16 protein-coding genes are annotated in these 23,458 nt (G+C 29.6%); 10 read left to right on the top strand and 6 right to left on the bottom strand.

Annotation, left to right across the window (positions count from 1 at the left end; translation table 11 throughout):
- The first annotated feature begins 38 nt into the window (after positions 1-38).
- Positions 39-971, top strand: coding sequence for a toxin-antitoxin system YwqK family antitoxin (locus GQR95_RS13870; RefSeq protein ID WP_159023723.1), 933 nt, complete (start codon positions 39-41; stop codon positions 969-971).
- A 288-nt stretch (positions 972-1,259) separates the two neighbouring features.
- Here GQR95_RS13870 and GQR95_RS13865 read toward each other — a convergent pair whose 3' ends face one another.
- On the bottom strand, positions 1,260-2,801 hold the full coding sequence (locus tag GQR95_RS13865) for a DUF1566 domain-containing protein (RefSeq protein ID WP_159023722.1): 1,542 nt from the start codon (positions 2,799-2,801) through the stop codon (positions 1,260-1,262).
- A gap of 562 nt (positions 2,802-3,363) precedes the next feature.
- On the opposite strand from GQR95_RS13865, the gene GQR95_RS13860 reads away from it, so the two are divergent.
- The gene (locus GQR95_RS13860) at positions 3,364-5,025 is read left to right on the top strand and encodes a M20/M25/M40 family metallo-hydrolase (protein WP_159023721.1); all 1,662 of its coding nucleotides are present in this window, start codon (positions 3,364-3,366) and stop codon (positions 5,023-5,025) included.
- A gap of 369 nt (positions 5,026-5,394) precedes the next feature.
- On the opposite strand, the gene GQR95_RS13855 is transcribed toward GQR95_RS13860, so the two are convergent.
- The 3 genes from GQR95_RS13855 to GQR95_RS13845 all read right to left on the bottom strand — a co-directional run bounded on the left by GQR95_RS13855 (position 5,395) and on the right by GQR95_RS13845 (position 9,728).
- Positions 5,395-6,723, bottom strand: coding sequence for a sodium:proton antiporter (locus tag GQR95_RS13855; RefSeq protein ID WP_199269595.1), 1,329 nt, complete (start codon positions 6,721-6,723; stop codon positions 5,395-5,397).
- Positions 6,724-7,416: 693 nt separating this feature from the next.
- Positions 7,417-8,613, bottom strand: coding sequence for a dipeptidase (locus GQR95_RS13850; RefSeq protein ID WP_159023720.1), 1,197 nt, complete (start codon positions 8,611-8,613; stop codon positions 7,417-7,419).
- A gap of 329 nt (positions 8,614-8,942) precedes the next feature.
- Complete coding sequence (locus GQR95_RS13845) at positions 8,943-9,728, bottom strand: hypothetical protein (protein ID WP_159023719.1); 786 nt, start codon at positions 9,726-9,728, stop codon at positions 8,943-8,945.
- Positions 9,729-10,236: 508 nt separating this feature from the next.
- Here GQR95_RS13845 and GQR95_RS13840 point away from each other — a divergent pair.
- Positions 10,237-10,743 carry a DUF4920 domain-containing protein gene (locus GQR95_RS13840; protein WP_159023718.1) on the top strand — a complete coding sequence of 169 codons (507 nt, stop codon included), beginning with the start codon at positions 10,237-10,239 and terminating at the stop codon, positions 10,741-10,743.
- 91 nt (positions 10,744-10,834) lie between these two features.
- Here the strand turns inward: GQR95_RS13840 and GQR95_RS13835 are convergent, their stop codons facing one another.
- Entirely contained in the window at positions 10,835-11,662 is an 828-nt protein-coding gene (locus tag GQR95_RS13835) for a GIN domain-containing protein (protein ID WP_159023717.1), read from the bottom strand.
- A 437-nt stretch (positions 11,663-12,099) separates the two neighbouring features.
- On the opposite strand from GQR95_RS13835, the gene GQR95_RS13830 reads away from it, so the two are divergent.
- Positions 12,100-14,727 carry a glucosidase gene (locus GQR95_RS13830; protein WP_370514496.1) on the top strand — a complete coding sequence of 876 codons (2,628 nt, stop codon included), beginning with the start codon at positions 12,100-12,102 and terminating at the stop codon, positions 14,725-14,727.
- A 134-nt stretch (positions 14,728-14,861) separates the two neighbouring features.
- Here the strand turns inward: GQR95_RS13830 and GQR95_RS13825 are convergent, their stop codons facing one another.
- Positions 14,862-16,229, bottom strand: coding sequence for an MATE family efflux transporter (locus tag GQR95_RS13825; protein ID WP_159023716.1), 1,368 nt, complete (start codon positions 16,227-16,229; stop codon positions 14,862-14,864).
- A 145-nt stretch (positions 16,230-16,374) separates the two neighbouring features.
- Here GQR95_RS13825 and GQR95_RS13820 point away from each other — a divergent pair, with 145 nt between their 5' ends.
- From GQR95_RS13820 to GQR95_RS13795, 6 genes are all read left to right on the top strand, one after another.
- The gene (locus GQR95_RS13820) at positions 16,375-17,292 is read left to right on the top strand and encodes a helix-turn-helix transcriptional regulator (protein ID WP_159023715.1); all 918 of its coding nucleotides are present in this window, start codon (positions 16,375-16,377) and stop codon (positions 17,290-17,292) included.
- Positions 17,293-17,602: 310 nt separating this feature from the next.
- Entirely contained in the window at positions 17,603-18,019 is a 417-nt protein-coding gene (locus GQR95_RS13815) for a response regulator (RefSeq protein WP_159023714.1), read from the top strand.
- A 331-nt stretch (positions 18,020-18,350) separates the two neighbouring features.
- Positions 18,351-20,345: a PAS domain S-box protein gene (locus tag GQR95_RS13810; protein ID WP_159023713.1), complete on the top strand. Its 1,995-nt coding sequence runs from the start codon at positions 18,351-18,353 to the stop codon at positions 20,343-20,345.
- Positions 20,332-20,649 (top strand): Hpt domain-containing protein, encoded by a 318-nt coding sequence (locus tag GQR95_RS13805; protein ID WP_159023712.1) that lies wholly within the window; start codon positions 20,332-20,334, stop codon positions 20,647-20,649. Before GQR95_RS13810 ends, GQR95_RS13805 begins: the two co-directional genes overlap by 14 nt.
- Before the next feature lie 9 nt (positions 20,650-20,658).
- On the top strand, positions 20,659-21,375 hold the full coding sequence (locus GQR95_RS13800; protein ID WP_159023711.1) for a LytTR family DNA-binding domain-containing protein: 717 nt from the start codon (positions 20,659-20,661) through the stop codon (positions 21,373-21,375).
- A gap of 837 nt (positions 21,376-22,212) precedes the next feature.
- Complete coding sequence (locus tag GQR95_RS13795; RefSeq protein ID WP_159023710.1) at positions 22,213-23,436, top strand: glycosyltransferase; 1,224 nt, start codon at positions 22,213-22,215, stop codon at positions 23,434-23,436.
- Positions 23,437-23,458 lie beyond the last annotated feature (22 nt).

Raw genomic sequence — 23,458 nt, 5'->3', positions numbered from 1 at the left:
TTCTAATATGTGTGATTTTAATAATTAAAACATTAAAAATGAAACAGATAGCGTTAGTTTTAATAACAGCATTATATTTTTTTATAGGTCAGTATGTTTACGGTCAGTCTAAAATTTATTACGACAAATATTGGGACACAACCACCCAAGCAGAAGCTCATTTTTATAGAACAGTAAGTAAAAACAACGATTCCCTTTTTTCTATAAAAGACTATTATATAAATGGTGTTTTACAAATGGATGGAGTTTCGTCTAGTAAAGAGGAAGATGTTTGGATAGGAAAAGTAAATTTTTATAACAAACAGGGGGAAATTGAACTAACCCAAAATTACACTAATGGCGTGCTTAACGGCTTAACTACAGCGTATTTGGAAACTGGTAAAATAGATTATACTGCAGATTATAAGAATGGTAAAGTTTATAATGGTGTTGAAAATGGCTCTGTTACCAGACGTTATTATAAAAACGGAGTAGTTATTAAAGATGTAGAGTATTCTGCTCCAAACCAATATTATATTTTAAACACAACCATTTATGGTAAAGATTTAGATACGATATATTGGAGAACAGCCAACGGAAAAGAATTAGGTTCAGGAACTTTTAGAGGTCCTAACTGTATTGATGGTTTACGTGTTTTAAACTTGCTGGATAATACCGTTTATATGAATTACAAAAACGGACTTAGAGAAGGTATTCAAAAACTTTTTGATAGTAAAGGCAGGCTTATCGCTAATATGACTTATAAAAATGATAAGCTTATACGCGACGAAAACTTCAATCCGTTAACCAATAAAATGGTAACCTGTACTTACAAAGATAATATACCGTTTGAGGGACGTTATTTTGAATATAAACCCATGTATAAAACCTATACAGAATATGTGTATAAAAACGGAACATTAACGCATAGAAATCTGTACAACGTTCAAGAAGATGATTCTTTAACATTAACAGATTCGATTACCTTTTAGAAAAAGAATGCTTACTATTATTACGATTAAAACTCAAATTATTGTATTAATTACTATTGTAATTCAAATACTATTAGTTGTTCTTTTATGATGCTAAAAACGCAATCTAAAAAGGGAATGTAATGCTATTTTGTTTTAATTTTTCGGTTATAAATTATTAACATTATAATGTATCAAGATCTGTGTAATAAAAAAACATAATGCTACTCCTAAAAGAATAGCATTATGTTGTTAAAAACAATCTATTATATAAATATCATCTGCTTATTAGCTTAGATATTTAATTCTTTACTGAGGTAATTTTAGAGTATCTAATAAACCTTGAGCTTGATCTTTTGTGATTTCAATATCATTTTTCGCAAAATTTGCAATAAGATCTGTTGTACTAGGAGCAGGTGGACCTGCAACTATAGTTACTAATTTTTCTGAAGTTACTGTTATTCCAATAGTTTCAAGATATTTTACTCCTGGCGTAAAATCGGGTCCGCCATGTGCACCATCTTCTCCTGGTTTTCCGCCTACTCCATGTTGTCCTCCTCTAGGCTGTCCGCCATGATTTGTAATTCCTGCAGGAAAAGAAACTACTCGGTCTGGATTAATACTATCAGGGTTTCCTTTAGGTGTTTTTGTTACATTACCACCACGAACTAAACGTACATGATGATAGAAGACTTCTATACCAGAGTGGTCTGAAACGTCTTCAGATTTTGTGTCGAATACAACAGCACCTGCTCCATGTAAATCATTTCCTTCCATATCTACACAATATCCAGCAGAAAAAATCCAAGCGTATGTATATCCAGGAACAAAGGCATCTTCTTCAGAGTCTGTTTCTCCAGATTCGTTATGGTATGCTTTAATATAAGGATTACTTGTACTGGTCCAATAGAACGGATAATCTGTTTGACCTTTTATATTTTTAAGTTTACTAAGATTAAATACCGTGGTATCCATAGCTGGAAATACACCAGAATAATCTGCAATACTTTGTAATTCTTTAGCATTTGGTAAACGCCAATCGTCATAGCCAGCTACAGTAGCATTTTCTGCATACGCAAGAGCATTTTTCCAATTTGCAGCTTCACCATTGTCGTTTTTAGACCACATTAAACCAGTAGCTTCATCGCTAACTGTTTCATCTCCGTTATCAATAAATTTATTGATTCCGTAATTTTTATTTCCACGTACGGCACGCACAAATCTAGCTCCGCTCATGGCTTTAATATGCCCAGTCCAATCGTTAACAATAAAGGCAGGATTTCCTTCTAATTGTCTGTTTTGATATTTGTCTTTTACTAAATATTGATTACTTGTCCAAGAGTGGTGCTGACCAAGGTCTGAACCGTCTCCAACTAAATGAAAATAGTCTGTATCTACCCAAGGCCATCCTTCAGAAAAATCTCTAAGAGACCATAATTCTTTTACAGTTGGTAAACGCCAATCTGTATATCCGCCAGTTGTAAGGGTATCGCAGTATTTAGATGCATCTTCCCAAGACATTGCTTTTCTAGACATTTCTTGTGTCCAAACTAAGCCCGTAACATTATCTGTAATAACGCCATTGCCGTTGTCTGTATAGCTAGGTTCTGTTCCTGTGTATTGTGCATCTTGTCCGTAGAAAGCTTCGCCCTCTTTAGGAGGCGTTATTTTGTTATAATTATCATAAGTAAATCCCTGTTTTGTATCTACAATAGGGTAGGTAAGATCTTTAGTGGTGCTAACCTCACTTTTGCAACTCACAAATACTAGAGTCGCATACATTAAAGCTAAAAACATAAAGGATTTAAAAGGTTTTAATGCTTGTACTGATTTTTTAATTGAATATTTCATCTCATTACATTTTAAAAGTATTAATGGTTAATACATAAAATTATCTTCTTATACATAAAGTGTTTTTTTAAGATGATTTCATGCCGTTTGTTGATGTGAAAATACAATGAATACATAAGTATATAAAAACGAATCTACGGGCTAGGTTTTTTTATCGATGGGATTATGTTTTATTAGTACTAAGCTAAAATGTGAATTTTGGATTTAGTAATTCTGACAAGATTAATAAACTTTTAAAATATGGATTTAGAGTAATATCACGTCTATATTAAGAAGTGTATATAAGTATGTTGTTTGCTATTTAAGGTTTAATTTTTTATAGAATATTGCAAATAAAAAGAAACCTATATTAGCTTAGATATAATGTTTTCTATTTTAGAATATTCCATTTTATCTTAAAAAAAATGTAAATTGACGTACATTAAAAATGTATAATTCATTTTTTGTGGTGTGATTTTTGCAAAAAAGAGATTAATAAATGTCAAGATGATTTTGTCTTAATATTTTGGTTTTTAGTGATTTATAAATTTTAATTATTGTAAAATATTTCAAAATAAAAAGAATGATATTAACTTCAAGACTCTCCATTTTTATTGTGTTTTTAATGATTTTTACAAGTTGTAAAAATGAAAATAATGCTTTAGAAGCAGAGCATACAATTAATTTATCCGATTACGAAAAACATTTAATTACCCTTTCTTCAGATGAATTTCAAGGAAGAAAACCTTTTACAATAGGCGAAGAAAAGGCGGTAAATTATATTGCTGATGAATTCAAAAAATTAGGAATTAAAGGTGCTTATGGCGATAGTTATTTTCAGAATATTCCTTTAGTAGAACAAAATTTTACTCCAGATGATACGATTTCTATAGCCACAAAAGACGGAGACGTTGTTTTAGAAAAAACTAAAGATTACATAGCGAGAACTCCTTATCTTGATAGTATTGTAAATATTAAAAATTCTGAAATTGTTTTTGCTGGTTACGGTATTGTTGCACCAGAATATAATTGGAATGATTATGAAGGTATTGATGTAAAGGGTAAAGTTGTTTTAGTTCTTGTAAACGATCCTGGTTTTGCTACTCAAGATCCAAAATTGTTTAAAGGTAATTCAATGACATATTACGGCCGTTGGGCATATAAATACGAAGAAGCTGCAAGGCAAGGCGCAAAGGGAATTATGGTTATTCACGCTACAAAAGCTGCAGGTTATGGTTGGCAAGTTTTAACAAATACGTCTAGTTCCGGAATTTCGCTTCAAGCAAAAGATAATAACCATTCTAAATGTGCTTTACAAGGGTGGATTACAGATACAGCTTGCAAAAACTTATTCGAAAAATCGGGTTTAAATTTCGATGAATTATCAAAACAAGCCATTTCAAATAAATTTAAGGCGGTTAGTTTAAATTGTGATTTAAACTTCACTATAAAATCAGAATTAAAATTTCAGAATAGTAAAAATGTTGTCGGCATTATAAAAGGAACAGAAAAAGCCGATGAATGTATTGTTTACAGTGCACATTGGGACCATTTTGGAATTGGCCCTAAACATAACGGAGACTCTATTTATAACGGAGCGATGGATAATGCATCTGCATTGGCTGCAATGCTTGAAACAGCTAAAGCATTTGCTAATTTAAAAGAGAAACCTAAAAGATCTATTATTTTTATAGCTGTTACTGCAGAAGAAACAGGTATGACAGGATCTGCTTACTATGCTAAAAATGGCGTTTTCCCACCAGAAAAAACAATTGCCAATTTAAATTATGAATTGCTATTACCAATGGGGAGAATGAAGGATGTAACGATTACCGGTTTTGGGCAATCTGAATTAGATAATTATGTTGCCGATGCTGCAAAAGAACAAGATAGATATATTGTTGAAGAAGCCTTTCCTGAAAACGGAATGTATTACAGATCAGATCATTTTAGCTTTGCAAAGGTTGGTATTCCTTCATTATTTATAAAAGGTTGGCAAGACAGTAGAGCGCACGGTAAAGATTGGGCTAAACAACAAATTAAAAACTATTGGGAAACGGCATACCATAAGCCCGCAGATGAATACAACCCTGAAACATCTAATTTAGAAGGTTGTATTGAAGATGCTAAGTTGTTTTTTAAAATTGGATATAAATTAGCAAATGATGACAGCTATCCTACTTGGAATGAGAAATCAGAATTTAAAGCTATTAGAGATAAATCTCTTTTAAATCTTAAAAAGTAAATACCTTTTACTAAAATGCCATTTAGTAATTTAATATTATTACAATAATGGTTTAAGAGCACTCACAAAAAAAAGGATTCAAAATTTAATTTTGAATCCTTTTTTTAATGCGTTACATTTTGATTTACTCAATACATTTATGTTTTCTGAAACAATTAAGTTTCACCACTATTCTAAATATATTTAAGAATTACAATTATTCAATATCTAGTGTTTTTTAATTATTAAGATAAAACACGTTTAGATTAAAGCATATTAATATTAGTGGTTTTATTTTACTTTCTTACACATACTATTACTGTTATTCTATTCATTTTAAAGGATATAGTAAGACCTTTTTTAAGTAAGTTAATTATATTCTTTAGTCTTTTACATAAATATAAGTTGTGTAAGAATGTATATTGGTAATAAAATGACTAATGAAAATTTAATCATGTAGCCAAAGAAGCTAGGCATTTTAATACCATGATCTTCTGCTATAGATTTTACCATAAAATTTGGACCATTTCCTATATATGTTAATGCTCCAAAAAACACAGCACTAGTTGCAATGGCTTTTAGGATACCTTCTGCAACGTTAGCCACTATTGGTATGTTTTCTGCTAATGGTATGCTAGATGCTACACTATGAAACGCTACGGCAGTAGGTGTGTTGTCTAGAAATGCACTAAGTAAACCGGTTGCATAAAAGAATTGCCAAGCTTCTGTAAGTCCCATATTAGGGGCGTGTTGTCTTAGAAATATTAGTGTTGGTGTCATGGTAATAAATATTCCAACAAACACAACTGCGACTTCAATAATAGGACCCCATGAAAATCTATTTCTGTCTCGAGTTGCTTGCGGTGTTGTAAAGTATGCAATTGCAGTTAATAAGATAAGAACAAACTCGCGTAGGTGTTTAAGCCAAAAAGGAGCATCTTCTTTTGCCATATCAGGAATTATATCGTGATTAATAAAAGCAACAGAACAAATAACACCTAATAAGTAAATAAAGTTTATTGCACCAGTAATGCGTATGGGTTTAATTTCTTTAGCATCAGCGGTTAGATTCGCTTTAGGTTCTTTTTTATAATATTTAGTGTCAATTATAAAATAAATAATAAGTAGGAGTGAACCTGTAAAAGCCCATTCTGGTAGTAAACCAAAAAACCAAGTAAAACTTGCTCCTCTTAAATAAAGCATTAATAATGGTGGATCTCCAAGCGGAGTTAAAAGCCCTCCACAGTTGGCTACCGCAGCAATAAAAAATAAGATGGTATGTACGCTATATTTTCTTTGTTGGTTAATAGAAATTACAGGACGAATAAGTAACATAGCAGCACCAGTTGTTCCCATAAAAGAAGCTAAAAGATATCCAATACCTAAAAATAAGGTGTTAACCCATGGTTTTGCCTTTATATCTCCACTTAGATGTACACCTCCTGTAATAACAAATAGGGAGGTTAATAATACTATAAAAGGAAAGTAATCGCCACAAATTTGTTCTTTAAGTTGTTCTGTAAGTCCCATACTTACTAAATAATATATTGTAGGAATACTTAGAATAATTGAGACTAATAATTTGTTTCGGTTGTTTTCCCACCAGTCTTCTGCTATGAGTGGACCTATGGCAATTGCTAATAAAATGATAAAGAAAGGAATTGATGGCCAAAGAGGGATTTGTTGTACTAATTCTGTACTAGTATGCATTAACAACATGACATAAGTTTTTGAACAATGTTTTAGAGAATCTAATTTAGAGAAAAAATAATTAAATAAGACCTCTTTATTTTTTAGTTTGTTTTTTAATTTTTTTGATAAATAAAGTAGTAGATGTTTACATAATAATCAGTTTTAAACAAATTAAAGTATAATATAAGTTTTTATTCATGATAAAAATCAGGAAATATATTAATATTACCAATTATTAAATGTTTAAAATTTAAAGAATATGTTTCGTTTTATATCAAATATCTGGTCTATTACTTGCCTTTAATTAAGTTTTAGTGCTTGTAAAATTTTACAGAAAGACACTCTTTATCATAGTTTATAATCTACATTATGTTATAATAACTAGTCTTAAAGTTTCTACTGTTTGCTTAATTTAGGCTTAAAAGACTTCCTAAATGCATTATATTTTTTTGTAGAGTATAATGTATATTTAAATTTTACAGATGGCAGTAAGTTATTGTTGCCATATTACTATTATAGAGTAGGGAAGTCGTCTTTTTATTTACTTGAAATACCGAAATTTCAGGTATTACTAAGCTAATTAAACATGATTTACTCCAGATGAGTAAATCATATTTAATTACTGTTATATTTACTTGTGAGCGAATATTATGTAATCTTTTTTAAGTCCTCTCTCATTAATTTATAAAAGAACTAGATATTAAAATAATAAGCCTAAAGCTATTTTTTTATTTCATTCGCATCTAAAACTCTTAAGAAATTACTTCCAAGAATCTTAATAATATCTTCTTCTGTATATCCTTTTTCTACTAAAGCTTTAGTGATTAAAGGATATCCTGTTACATCGTCTAATTGTAATGGCGTAATATTAATACCATCAAAATCAGATCCTAATCCAACATAATCTACACCAACTAGTTTAACAATATAGTCTATATGGTCTATTAATACAGATAATGCTGGTCTTATTTTATTGGTTTCAGCAGCATATTTTTTATACAGATAATCTTTCATATACCATGAATCCATTCCGCTTTTTATAAGAGAATCTCCTTCTGTTGCATGTTTTTCAAGAAAGGCTTCTTCTTTAGCCTTAAAACTATTGTCTATAAAGTTTGGATGAAAATTTACCATAATTACACCTCCATTTTTAGCAATTGCTTTTATCTGATCGTCTTTTAAATTACGACGACTAGATGCAAGGTTGTAAACAGAACTGTGAGACGCTATAATAGGTTTGTCTGTAAGCTTGATTACATCCCAAAAGGTTTGTTCTCCAGAGTGGCTTACATCTATCAGCATTCCTAATGCATTCATCTTTTTTATAACCTGTACACCAAAATCTGTTAATCCTTTTTCTTCTAAGTCTGGGTGTGTTGTTTCGTCTGCCGCACTAGTTGCCCAATCTGGCGCTGCGTTATGTGTTAACGATAAATATCTGGCGCCACGATTATAAAGTGTTTCTAATTTATCAAGATCGCCTTCTATCATATGTCCGCCTTCTACACCAAACATGGCAGCAATTTTATGCTCTTTTACAGCTGCTAAAAGTTCTTTAGAATTAGCAACTTTAACAATTTTATTTGGGTTTCTAGCAACTACAGCATCTAGACTATCCATTTCTCTATTTGCTACAGCATAGGCGTTTTCTGTATCTCCGTCGCAAAACACAGAAAATATTTGTACATCTAATCCTCCTTTTTTCCAGCGCTCTAAATCGCTATGTGTTTTTCCTGTTAAATCTTGATCGAATACCACACCCTGATCTTCTACTTTCATTAAAATATCGTTATGAGTGTCTATAACAATAGCCTCGTTATGGATATCTAAATATGTTTTTGTTTTAGGTTCTGTTTTTTTCTCTGTAGGAGATTTACAAGAGGTTACAGCTAGAATTAGAATGACTAAATATTTCATAGTATATAATGTATAGTTTTGGTGTTAAATATTTCGTTTTAAAACAAGGTTAGGGGCTTAAAAGTGAGAATATGTACCGTGTTTTTCGATTAAAGATAAAATAAAACTTACTTTATTATATAATATGATTGATTTTTTTGAAGCGCTTAATAGTCAGTCAGAGTCTCGATTTTACAAATATGCCAAATATAAACCAAAGGTGTTCTGTGTAATTAAAAAGGAATCAATTGTTTAGGAGTCTTTAACCTTTATTATAGATTTTAAATAAAAAGACCTCAAGAAACAATAACTGTTTCTTGAGGTCTTTAATAGTGATGCCGAGAGTGTATTTATTTTTTAAATACCCCTGTTTTTATAATGTTTTTACCTGTTGCATCTAATGCATTAGTAGTTTTATAAGTGCTTTTAGGACTTAAAACAGATATATCTCCATCTTCATCTATTATTAAAGAAGTTGAAGTTAATTCCGTAATTTTTACAACACCCGTAGATTCTTCTCCTTCATTCCAAGAATAATAAAGCTGTGTTTGTTCATCGTTATCCCAAGACCAATTTGCTAAACCACCTTCATTTTCACTTGAAGGGTTGGTAAAAGTTACAAAATATGTACCTGCTCTAGAGAAGATAACCGTTAAATCATCTTCTGTTCCAATTACATTTTCTCCGTTAAAAGTTTCCATTTGCCAAGTTCTACAAAGTAAATCTGTGTTTGTAGAATTTTCCATTTCTGTTGTCTTGTAAGCTTCAATTTGAATTTCACTTTCAGGGTTACTTGTTAATTCAATAGAGAAATTTATAGAATCTTCATCTATATCAGATATAAAAAGTGTTCCAAAATCAGAAAGCACTACAGTACTAGCATCTATAAGATTATAAGTTCCGAAAAGAATGGTTTGAGCATCTGTGGTTTTTTCGTCTTCAGAATTTTTTACTATAATATAATTTCCACTAGCATTAAACTCAAAAGATGCATATTCACTTGAATTGCTAACAATCCATTTAGAATTTATAGATACGTCTTCAGCAGTTTCATCATTATCATTATTGCCACTATCACATCCTGTGATTAATGTTAAAGCAAAAAGAGTTAATAGAATTTGACTAATTTTTTTCATTTTAAAATTGTGTTGTTAATTAATTTATAAAACAGTGATTAAAAGGTTTTATATGTTTATTTATTGTTAATAATAGAGGGTGCAAATGTAAAATAAATTACCAGTATAATTTAGTAGAATAGGGTGTTTTTAGTAGAAACATAGGTACTGTATAAGAGTCATTTTTTTATAATAAAAACTAATATAAATTACTTGTATAGCGGTTTGTTTTGTTAAAATAGTTGTCTTAGATGTAGTTTCTATTAAGTAAATTTAGAATTAGTAAATAATTATTAGGAGAGTATTTGTTATTCTGGCTAAACATGTAAAATAGTAATTACACTTTTTTACTGTTTTATACATTTTTTTTTATTGTAAAGACTTTTAATTATAAGGGTTTTGTTAAAAAGAATATGTTTTAAAACTATTTTAAGAGGAACGCTTAGAAGCTGTGTGGTTATTAAAATTAAGGTATTCCGTTAAATAGTTTAAGTTTGTAATACAATAACGATTATAAACCAACCCCAAAATGAAAAAAATAATTTTACTTTTAGCAATTAGCTTAACTATTTTTTCTTGTAAAAACGAAACTAAGCCTGTAGAAATTAGTGTTGAAGATACTACAACAGAGATTGCTTATTCTTCTTTTGGAAAAGAAATAAATGATACCGATGTCTTAACTTCTGAAGACATGATGAAACACTATAAAGACTTAAAAATAGGAGATACTATTAATTCTAAATTGAAAGGAAAAATTATTGAAGTTTGTCCTAAAAAAGGATGTTGGATGACGTTAGATGTCGATGGAGGAGAAAAACCAGTTATGGTTAAATTTAAAGATTATGCCTTTTTTATGCCTTTAAAAGCAAAGGGAGATGTTGTTGTTAACGGTATTGCATTTGTAACAGAAACGCCTGTTGAAGAATTAAGACATTATGCTGAAGATGCTGGGAAATCTGCCGAGGAAATTGCAGCTATTACAGCTCCTAAATTAGAATATCGTTTTGAAGCAGATGGTGTTTTACTTAGAGAATAAATTTGTATAGCGTTTATTATTTGGTTAAAAAAATTAAGAACGTTATGCTTAATTACGTATAACGTTCTTAATTTTTAAGGGAATATGCTTACTATTTTTTTATAATTTTTGCTTTACCAGAAAGTTCCTTCATATCAATTTTAGGATCTCCATAAATATATATATTACTATTATCCAGAGCATAAAGTTCTAAACTTTTCTTAACAGTTATATATACTTTTACATTTTTAGAGGCGTGTAAACTTGCTGAAGATATTTTCATCTTTTTAGCATTAAGTTCTGCGCTATCGTTTAAACTAAAAGTCACAAAATCACTATCGCCCTCTAGCTTTATTTCTGCAGATTTTGTTAATGTAACTGTTGTTTGTTCTGCTTTAATATTTGCATCAAGGTCTGTTTTGTCTGTCATTACAATAGTTGTGTTTGTGGTGTGTGCTTTTAAAGTTCCACGAGCATTATCTTGCATAGTAACAGTGATATCATCAGCTTTTAAATCGAGTTTAAATTGGCTTGATTTGTAGGCGTTTATAGACATCGTTTCTGATGTAAATTGTGCTTTGCCTTCAATTTTTGTGTTTTCCTTTAATGTAATACCTTCTAAGTTTTTAACTTTTAAATTAATGTCTATTTTCTTACTACTTGTAATTTTTTTAGTTGTGTGAATTTTTAGCACATTGTTTTCTACAGTAAATTGAATTACATCTTGTAAATTTTTATCTGTTGTTAAGATATAGCTATTTGTGTTTGACTGACTAATAGATACTTCTAAGCCGTTATCTATTTCTATTTCGTTAAAATTAGCTTGTATAGCGTATGTTGAAGTTACTAGATTTTTATCACCTTTAATGCTTTCCATTTTCTGAGCAAACAGGGCGGTATTTACTACTAATACCAAAAGAAAGAATGTTATCTTTTTCATTTTTGTTATTTTAATTTATAGAATAAAGATACGCCACAGTTTGCAATTTATTAAAAAACGGAGGGTTTACTTTTTCTAGCAAACCTAATTGCAATATAATCTCTTCATTATAAAAAAGCACACACAAAAAGTAATCTGTAAAATTTCTATAATAATGTGTGTTTTACGTGTATGTAAACCATTTTCTTTCTCTATTAATGTTCAATAAATTAAAAAATATCACCTATATTTAGGTAGATAACGAGCCGTTTAGTTTTATACTTTTAAGATCACATTTAATATATAAAAACAGATATCTTACAAAATATTTTAAGTTTCGTTATTTAATTAATTGTGCTGAAATTACAATACTTTAATACACTGTTTATTAGTAAATCACACTAAAGTTTACAATATACATTTTAGAATTAAAGATTATTAGAAGATATTTTATAGCTGTGAAAACAAAAGAAGAAGACAGATTAGAAGCTCATTATTCTAAAAAGAAAGATTGGTTAAATTGGGGATCTTATTTAAGTGAACGCCAGTGGGGAACTGTTCGGGAAGATTATAGTCCAAACGGAGATGCTTGGCATTATTTTACTCACGAACATGCTCGTAGTAGAGCTTATCGCTGGGGAGAAGATGGTATTGCAGGGATTTCAGACAGATATTGTAATATATGTTTTGGTATTGCTTTATGGAATGGTAAAGATCCCGTAATTAAAGAACGCATGTTTGGACTCTCTGGACCGGAAGGAAATCATGGAGAAGATGTAAAGGAATTGTATTATTATTTAGAAAATACACCGACGCATTCTTATATGAAACATTTGTATAAATATCCTCAAAATGAATTTCCTTATAATCAACTAGTCGAAGAAAATAACGCTCGCGGGAAGCGTGATTTAGAATATGAGATTCTGGATACAGGTATATTTGATACTAATGAATATTTTGATGTGTTTACAGAATATGCTAAAGCAGATAATGAAGATATTTTAATAAAAATAACTATTGAAAACCGTTCTGATAAAAAAGCACAACTTCATGTATTACCAACCTTATGGATACGTAATTTATGGAGTTTTAAAGATGTATCAGAAAAACCAATTTTAAAAAAACAAATAGAAAATGGGAATACCTTTGTTTCTATAAACCATATTAATGTAGGGCATTACAATTTGTATTTTGAAGCGGCAAATAAATTGCTTTTTACCGAAAACGAAACCAATACAGAGAAAATTTTTGCTAGAAAAAATAATCACCCTTACAAGAAAGACCTATTTCATGAAGCCGTTGTAAGTAATAATTATACTGTTGCAACAGCAAAACAAGAAGGGACAAAATGTTCACCTTTATACTTATTAGACATTGAAGCAGGAGGTTCTGAAATTGTGAAATTAAGACTTACAAAAGGTAATTTAGAGACACCTTTTAATGATGATTTCGATATTATTTTTAACCAACGTAAGCAAGAAAGTACAGACTTTTATAATCAGATTATTAAATCTAAACCTGCAGATTTAGCAGCCATAGAAAAACAAGCATTATCAAATTTATTATGGTCTAAACAATATTATAATTACGATGTAGAGCGATGGTTAAAAGGCGATTCTAAAGAGACAGATAAACCCTCTGCAGAGCGTTTTAAAGGACGAAATAATGCCTGGAAAACGTTAAAAAATGAAGATATTATATCTATGCCAGATGTTTGGGAATATCCATGGTATGCCGCATGGGATTCTAGTTTTCATGCTTTAAGTTTAGCTTTAGTAGATATAAATTATGCTAAAGAACAACTGCTATTGTTTACAAAAGAGCGTTATATGGCTCCAAATGGTCAGATTCCAGCTTACGAGTGGAATTTTAACGATGTTAATCCGCCAGTACAAGGTTGGGCAACAAACGAACTTTATAAAATAGAGAAAGCCAAAACCGGAAAAGGCGATATTAATTTTTTAAAGCGCATGTTTAATAAGTTAGCCATAAATTTTACGTGGTGGGTAAACAGATTAGATGTTAATAATAATAATGTTTTTGAAGGTGGCTTTTTAGGACTAGATAACATAGGTGTTTTCGATAGAAGTTACGGTATTCCTGGAGACGGAATATTGGAGCAAGTAGATGGTACATCGTGGATGGCACTTTACTGTTTAGATATGCTTGAAATGAGTTTGGAAATAGCACTGGTAGATGATGCTTTTGAGGATATGGCTATTAAATATTTTAGTCATTTTATTTATATAACAGAAGCATTAAATCAAATTACACAAGGAAGTTCTGGTAATTGGGACGAACAGGAAGGCTTCTTTTATGATAAACTTATTTTTCCTAACGGAGAATCTACGCCTATTAAAGTAAGATCTATAGCCGGACTTTTATCTATGGCTATTGTTTTTTGTGTAAAAAGAGAAACATTAGAGAAATTACCTAAGTTTACCGAAAGTGTAAGATGGTATAGAAAACACAGAAAAGAAAATTTAAAGTATCCTGTTATTCAAGATTATGTAGATGGAGGCGATTTATTATTATCACTTGTGCCTAAAGACCGCATGTCTGTTTTAACAAAAACCTTACTAGACGAAGCGGAGTTTTTAAGTGATTATGGTATTCGTTCGTTATCAAAAATACATAAAGACACATATAATATTTTAATAGATAATGTAAACTATAGCATTGATTATGAACCCGCAGAATCTGTAACAGACCTTTTTGGAGGGAATTCTAATTGGAGAGGACCTATTTGGATGCCTTTAAATTATTTGTTTATTAAATCTCTAAAAGAATATAATCTATACTATAAAGATACGATACGTTTTGAGTGTCCTTCTGGTAGTGGTAATGTGAAGGCTTTAGATCAAATTATTACCGAATTAAGCAAAAGGTTAATTAAAATTTTTAATAAAGATAGTAACGGAAACCGTCCCATTAATGCTTTACATTCTGAAGCTTATAAAGACCCAAACTTTGAACAGTTAATATTGTTTTATGAATATTTTCATGGCGATACAGGTCGGGGAGTTGGTGCCTCACATCAAACAGGCTGGACAGCACTTATTGCTAATTTAATAGATGATTTTTAATTTTACGTTATCTCGTTTAGAGCATAAGGTGTTTAAAATAGTAATCCTGTAAAAAGGTGTCTATTTAAGGCAATAATTAGAATGTTAATATAGTATAATTCTAATAGACGATTTAATACCTTTAATAAATTACGCTAATTTGTATGGTTTTGGTGTAAAACATATGTTTTCAATTCATTAGCTTTCAAATTAATAGGATATATTTTTTTTATAAAAAATAAAGCAACTAGTGCAGCAAGACAATCTGTTAATACAAACGAAGACCAAACGCCATTTAAACCAAACATCCAATTAAGGGTATAAGCTATAGGTATAAATAAAATAATAGGTCTAAGTAAGGCAAAAAAGATAGCAATTTTGTTTTTATGTAATGCCTGAAAATAACGTGTTGCTATTATCTGTACCATGTAAAAAGGAATAGATAGAGCAAAAATGCGTAAAGCCGTTTCTGCAAGACTTCTTATAGCTTCATTCTTATTTATAAAAACAGAGATGATTGCATTAGGTAAAGATTCTAATAAAATAACTCCAAAAACACCTATTGAAGCAACTATTGCCATAGTGTAAAGTAATGTTTTGTAATTTTCTAAGTGTTTTTTTGCTCCAAGATTAAAACTTATAATGGGTTGTATGCCGTCTCCTATACCAAGTGCAGTCATCATAAAAAATACATTAACCCCAAAAATAATTCCCATTACAGCTACAGCTTCTGTGCCTCCAGCTTTAAGAAGTAAGTTATTTGCAATAACATTCTGTATACTCGTTGCACAATCCATAATAAACGGAGAAGAGCCTAGTAATAAGATAGGTAAAATAACATCTTTTTGCAATTTAATATTTTTCCAAACCAGTTTAATAAGACTTTTTCCTCTTAAGTAATAGGCAATTAAAAACAGGCTATTTACGCCTTGTGCAATAATTGTTGCCAATCCAGCACCACGAACGCCCATATCTAAGCCTTTCATGAAAACAATATCTAAAGAGATGTTTATTATAGACGAAATTAAAACAAGTTTTGCTGGTAAGCGCGGGTTTCCTTCTGCACGACAAGTAAATTCTAGTGCAATGAAAAAAGACAATGGAAATCCGAAAATTATAACTTGTAAATATTGAGCAGATAAGTTTAAAAGTTCGTCTTGAGCTCCGAAAAATTCTAATAAAGGTCTATAAAATAATAATCCTGCAGATGTAAATAATACAATAACTATTAAAAGTCCTGCAACCATATTACCTAGCGCAATTTCTGCTTTTTCAGGCTTAGATTCTCCAAGATATTTAGAAATTACAACACCTGTACCACTCCCAAATAAAAGTACAAAACCAAACTGAAAGAGGAATACGGGAAATACCATAGTCACTGCAGACAGGCCTTCTGCACCCACAAATTGTCCTACAAATATGCGGTCTACAATATTATAAAGGGCATTAATTAGGAGTCCTAAAACAGCAGGTCCAACATATTTTATAAGCTGTTTTAAAACAGAGTTATCTTCTATTAACATAGTGAAAAAACGTAATTATATTTTAATTTTAGTAAAAATTAATTTGCAAAGGTATATTAAAATAATATTGTATTGCATATTATAATTTTGGTAAAACATATTGTTATTTAGGTTTTTGTATCTTTGTGAAAACCCTATTTATTATATGAGGATTTACGATAATATAAAGACTTATTTTTTTAATAATCTAGATGATACTACAGATTATAATAATCAGTTTTACATAAAAAAAATGGGGAGTATAGATTTAAAAGTAGACTTACCTAAAGCAGAATATTCAGAACCACATAAAAGAGATTTTTTTGAAATAGGAATAATTGCACGTCATAATAAAAACATGATGATTGGAGATCAGACTTTTTATAAAATGACAAACGGTCTAGCCATTATTTCTCCTTTCCAGACCATAAGTTACGGAGAGAGTAATACAGATGTCGATGAAGATGAAGGCTATGTTATTTATTTTAAATCTTCAATTTTAGAAGGTCTAAATCAGCCATACGAGGTACAAAATCGGTTTCCTTTCTTTAAAATGCATACACTGCCTTTGTATTATTTATCTGAAGATGATTTTTCTGTTATTTCGACCTTGGCAGAAGCTTTATATAAAGAATCTAGAAGTAACGAGATCCATAGTTTAGAAGTTATAAAGTCGTTACTTAGTATTTTACTTTATAAAGTAAAGCGGGTAACAGATAATAATGAAGGTATTGTAACCTTAAATAGGTTTGATGCGATTATGTCTAAGTTTGAAAATGTAATTCAATCTAGTAATCCTAATTTTTTATCAGTTAACGAATATGCTTCAATGCTTAATATTAGTCCAATTTACCTTACAGAATGTGTGAAAAAAGCGACTGGTAAAAGTGCTCAGAAAATAATTATAGATTATAAAGTATTGCTAGCAAAAACACTATTGCATCAAAAAGACAAATCACTATTCGAGGTTGCAGATGCTTTAGGTTTTAACGAGACGGCTAATTTTAATCAGTTTTTTAAACGAAATGTTGGCACAACAGCAGCTCAGTTTCGTAAACAATTAAATAAAATAGACATAAAATAAGAAGAAAGGTTGTGTGTTATAAAAGGGTATTTATTTTAAATTTTCATACTTTTTAAATCTATGTAATATTAATATATTTCCTTTAAGTGTCTTTTAATTAGTTTTTTATAAAAATAAACCTTCATTTTAGTTCTCAGGCTTTGTTATCACTTATCTTAGAGCTGTTTTTCTTCAGTCATTAAAAAATATTAATTACCATTCATCTACACTTTTCGTCTATTCAGCTAAAGTAAATACCTTACAAACGATTGTAAACTAAAAAAAGTGAGAAAGACACTATGTTTGTAGTCCTCCTAAATTTATTTTAAGAATGACGCATGCTTTAAAAATACTACTTATAGAAGATGACATGATTGAAGTGATGAAGCTCAATAGAGCTATTTCTTCATTAAAACTTCATCATAAAATTATCGAAGCCAATAACGGTGAAGATGCCTTAAGCCTTTTAGGCAAAAAAGAAGACTTACCAGATATTATTTTGTTAGATTTAAATATGCCTAAAATTAATGGTATCGAGTTTTTAAATATTCTTAAACAAGACGACGTTCTAAAATATATTCCTACTATTATCTTAACAACATCTAGTAATCAAAAAGATTTGCTAGAGTGTTACAAGATTGGCGTTGCTGGTTACGTTCTAAAACCATTGAAATACGAAGAGTATGTTTCTAAAATTGAAAAACTTCTAGCATATTGGAGTATCAATGAATTAAAAAAAGTATATTAGATATTGTATTTAAAATTAAGACATTCAATGTGTTATGTCGTATATTTGCACTTTTCAATGTGTTTTTATTTTTAGATGTATTTATAATTAGATTTGGGTTAAAAAGGGTTGATAAAACCATTATAAAACTTAACTTGAAGTAAGATGAAACATATCGTTTTGAAGAGTTTATTTTGTTTTGGAACTATGAAGATAACTTCAATATTTAAGCAAATAAACAGGTGTGCCTTTAGATGATTTATGCCAAATATTTTAATGAAATAATGACTGTTTTTTTGATGAAACCAAAAGAGAATAGTACCAAAGTTAATCTTAACATACATAGCAAGTAATGAGTCAGGAAAAAATTGACATATTACAACGTGAACTTATTCGTGAAAAAGAAGCTAGAAAACAAGCAGAACTTGTTTTAGAAGAGAAAATAGCTTTATTATACAAGGTTAATCAGAAACTCGAGAAATCTTACATAGAATTAGAAACTTCATTTACCAAAAAAGACTCCCAATTACAGGGTGTATTCGAGAATATTGTAGATGCATATATAATTATGGATTTAACCGGCAATATTTTAAAAATGAATGATCCTGCATTACATTTATTAGGCTTTAAAAACGATGAAGTAGATTTTAACCTAATGAGAATGGTTAATCTAGAAGATGTAGAGCGTGTGTCTAATTCATTTCAAGTGTTAATAGAAGACGGTAGTTTAACCGATTTTGAAATTAAGATAAAAACGTTTCTAAATCTTGAAAAAATAGTACATATTAATTCTAGTATTATTTATCATGATAAAAAACCTTTTGCGGTACAAGCTATTGTTAGAGATATTACAAAAGATAAGGAAGCAGAAGAAAAACTTAAAGAGTCTGAAAACAGATTAGCCACTCTAATTCTTAATTTAGATAGTGGTGTGGTTTTAGAAGATGAAAATAATAAGATTGTATTAACCAATAAAAAATTTACCAAATTATTTAATATCGATGCAGACCCAACAGATTTAATTGGGATAGACTGTAACGAAGCCTCTAAACAAAATAGTGAGCTGTTTAAAAATCCAGAAGCATTTTTACAACGCATGCAAGAGATAGATGCCAAAAGAGAAGCTGTAATTGGAGATGAGTTAGAGATGCTAGATGGTAAAATTATAGAACGAAACTATTTACCTATTATTCAAGACAATGTATCTAAGAGTTTTCTCTGGACGTTTAAAGATGTAACGCTTAACCGTAGATATAGTAAGAGTTTAGAGGTCGAAAAGCAGAAATATTATAATGTTATTTCTAACATGAATTTAGGTCTTGTAGAGATCGATTTGGACGATAAAATTTTAATGGCTAATCAAAGTTTTATAGACATGTCCGGTTATTCTCAATCTGAACTTATTGGTATAAAAGCTAAAGATTTTTTTCCTATTTTAGAAGATAAACCACTTGTAGAGGAGGAGGTTAAGCATCGTAAATTAGGAAGAACAGATTCTTACGAATTACGTGTTACAAATAGACACGGAAAGTTAAAATACTGGTTAATAAGTGCAGCATCTAATTATGATATAGATGGAAGGGTTATAGGTTCTATTGCTGTAAGTTTAGATATAACAGCTCTTAAAAATTTAGAAATTCAGAAAGAAGATCTTTTGAATGAACTTGCTAAAAGTAATAACGAATTACAAGAGTATGCCCATATTGTTTCTCACGATTTAAAATCGCCATTGCGAAGTATTGATGCTTTGGTGAGCTGGATTAAAGAAGATAATGTATCTAAATTAGATACAGCAAGTATTCAGAATTTTAATTTAATAGAAGTAACCTTAGAGAAAATGGAGCAACTCATATCCGATATTCTAGATTACTCAAGTATAGGATCTGAAGACAGTGAGAAAACAGAGATAAATACAAGTACACTCTTAAAAGACTTGGTTAAAATATTATATATTCCGGAACATATCTCTGTACATATTTCTGAAAATATGCCAGTTGTTTTAGGACATAAAACAAAGTTGCTACAGGTGTTTCAAAACTTAATAAGTAATGCTGTTAAGTTTATAGATAAAGACAAAGGAATTATAACTATTTCAGGAAAAGAGCTTCCCGATTCTTATCAGTTTGCTGTACAAGATAACGGTATTGGGATTGAAGAACGGTTTCATGATAAAATATTTAAAGTATTTCATTCTTTAAAAAACAATAAAGACTCCTCTGGAATAGGATTGTCCATAGTAAAGAAAATTGTGCGTTTGCATGATGGTAAAATATGGTTAGATTCTACACCTGGTAAAGGAACCACATTTTATTTTACATTAAAAAAAGAGAAACATGGAAGAGCCTAATTTATCTTATATACACAGTATGTCTGGAGGAGATACAAATTTCGAACAGAAATTAATTGCTATTATAAAACAGGAATTTCCAAAAGAAAAGGCAATATATTATGAAAATTATAATGCAGGAAATTTTAAAATGACTGCAGATAATGTACATAAACTTAAACATAAAATTAGTATTTTAGGCTTAGAAAAAAGTTATGGTATTGCAGTAGCATTCGAAAATAATTTATTAGAAGGTAAAACAGAGCTTAGTGAAGCTTTTGAAGCGATTTTAAATAACATGACTAATTATTTAACTACATTGTAATTCTTATTTATGAATTGTATTATTATTGATGATGAAGCTACCGCTAGAGCTATAGTTGTTCAATTGTGCTCTAATGTAAAAAGACTTAATGTTTTAGCAGATTTTTCAGATGCCATTCAGTCTATAAAATTTTTAAATCAAAATGAAGTTGATTTAATTTTTTTAGATATTCATATGCCCGATTTTACAGGATTCGATTTTATACAAACCTTGAAGAATCCACCTAAAATTATTTTAACCACTTCCGATCCTAAATTTGCTATAGATGCGTTCGAATACGAATGTATTATAGATTATTTAGTAAAACCTATTTTGTTACCCCGTTTTGAAAAAGCTGTAACAAAAGCAGAGAAAACAGACTTAGCTACGGTTGTTAATAAAACGACTAAAGACGAAAAAGAAGTGGCTACTTCTGGAGATGTTTTGTATGTAAACATAGATAGACGTCTTATTAAAATCGAGATTCCAAGTATTTATTTAATTGAAGCTAAAGGCGATTATATTCTTATTAAAACCGAAGACAAAAACTATACAGTACATTCTACATTAAAGAAAATTGAAGATAAACTTCCTCATACTATTTTTCTAAAAGTACATAGATCTTATGTTATTAATATTCAGAAAATTATAGATATTGAAGATAATAGTGTCTTAATTAAAAAAGATGTTATTCCTGTAAGTCGTTCAAACAGACCCGAATTAATGAAGCGTTTAAATTTATTGTAATAGCTTAACTAAGAAAGCCTTCCATTCGTCTACACTTAATTCTCACTCACCGAAAAATTGTATAATTATAACTAATAGCGATGTATTTTTGTGATATAAATAATTATATCATGAAAAATTCATTATTATTAATCCTTTATTACACTACTTCTAAAGGATATTGTAATCTGTTTAATTGCGATTATAATTCATTTCTATTTTAAGATAATAATATCTTGTGTCTTTTTTTTCTGAAAAGGCATATCTAAAATAGTTAAGTTTTTCTATACTATAATTATTATCCTTTATTAAAACAAAGCAATTCTAGCATGCTTTTCAAATAATATAAACCTATTACGTTTCAGTTTTTTAGCTGTATTTATATGTAATACAATAAAGAGAATCTCTCTTATAAAGATCTAGCTACTTGTGAACTAATTAATAGCTAATTACTCCCGTAGTGTGGCAAAAGACGAAAGTCTTTTGCCTTTTTTTTATGTTTAAAATTAAGGTAAATATTTTGTAGTAAATATGTCTTATAATCACGTTTAGAATTTCTTATAAAACAATGGGTTTAGTTGTTAAATTAATACATAAATGAGATTATTTGTAACGGTTATCTCATTTTAAATGTTTCTATTAATAATATGTTTAACAGGTTGATATGTAGGTTTTTGTTGACTTTTTTAGCTCTTTGTAAGAATTGTATCAATAAAAAATGTAATCAGTTAAATTGTATGTAACTGCTTGATCTAAAGAAAATTACCATTCATCTATACTAAAATGCGATCTATCTATTTTGGGTCATAATTATTAGGTATAATCATCAAATTTGTATCATATAATAATTAATTAATCATGAAATTAGCCATAGTAACCGCTTACCCTCCTAGTAAAATAGCGTTAAATCAATACGCTTATCATCTAGTCAAGCATTTCAGGCAAAAGAAAGATATCACCGAAATTGTTTTATTAACAGATAAAACTAGAGGTGAAAAAGATCTAGAATTTATAGAGAATGGATGTAAAGTCACCGTAAAAAAATGTTGGTCTTTTAATAGTTTTTCAAATTTATTCTCTGTCACACGAGCTATAACAAACACAAAACCAGATGCAATATTGTTTAACTTAAGCTTTAAGAAGTTTGGTAATAATAAAATTGCTGCTGCTTTTGGACTGATGTTGCCTTTAATTTGTAAATATAAAAAGATACCTAATATTGTATTACTGCACAATATTTTTGAAGAAGTAGATTTAGAACGTTCAGGCTATGCATCTAATAAGCTCATGAAAAAATTCTACGGATTTATCGGTACAACACTTACAGGTTTAGTTCTTCATGCAGATACAGTAGTTGTCACAGAACAGAAGCATTTAGAAATTTTAGAACTAAAATATTTAGCAACGCATATTAAGTTTATTCCTCAAGGTAGTTTTGAATTACCTCTGGAGCCTAATTATATTTTACCTACAGAAGGTCCTATGAAAATTATGGCTTTTGGTCAGTTTGGCACTTATAAAAAAGTAGAAGGTTTAATTGAGGCTGTAGAATTGGTAAGAGATAAAACAGGATTAGATTTAGAGATTGTTATTGCAGGAACAGATAACCCAAATGTACCAGGATATTTAGCAAAAGTTAAAGAGAAGTATAAGCATGTTCCGCAACTAAGATTTACAGGATTTATTATAGGCAATGAAATGTCTGATCTATTTAAAGAAAGTGCCGTTGTTGTATTTCCTTATACATCTCCAAAGGGGAGTTTAGGAATTTTGCACGAAGCTGGAAATCATGGAAAAGCAGTTATTATGCCTGGTTTAGGAGATTTAGCTCATTTTGTTAAAGATGGTGGTTATAAAGCTGAGTTTTTTAACCCTAAAAGCATTACAAGTTTAGCCAATGCTATAGATAATATAGTGACTAATAATGCACACAGAATTAGATTAGGACAAGCTAATTATAAAGCAGCAACAGCTTTCCCTATGAGTAAAATTACAGATATATATTTAGAAACCTTTAATACAATTATTGAAGAAAAGCCTAAATTCCAGAATTACCAAATAAATAAAAGTGTTGTATTATAATTGATTATTTAATAGTTGGTCA

This window comes from Formosa sp. L2A11, assembly GCF_009796865.1.
Lineage (GTDB): Bacteria > Bacteroidota > Bacteroidia > Flavobacteriales > Flavobacteriaceae > Formosa.
This window is presented reverse-complemented; position numbering and strand designations above follow the sequence as displayed.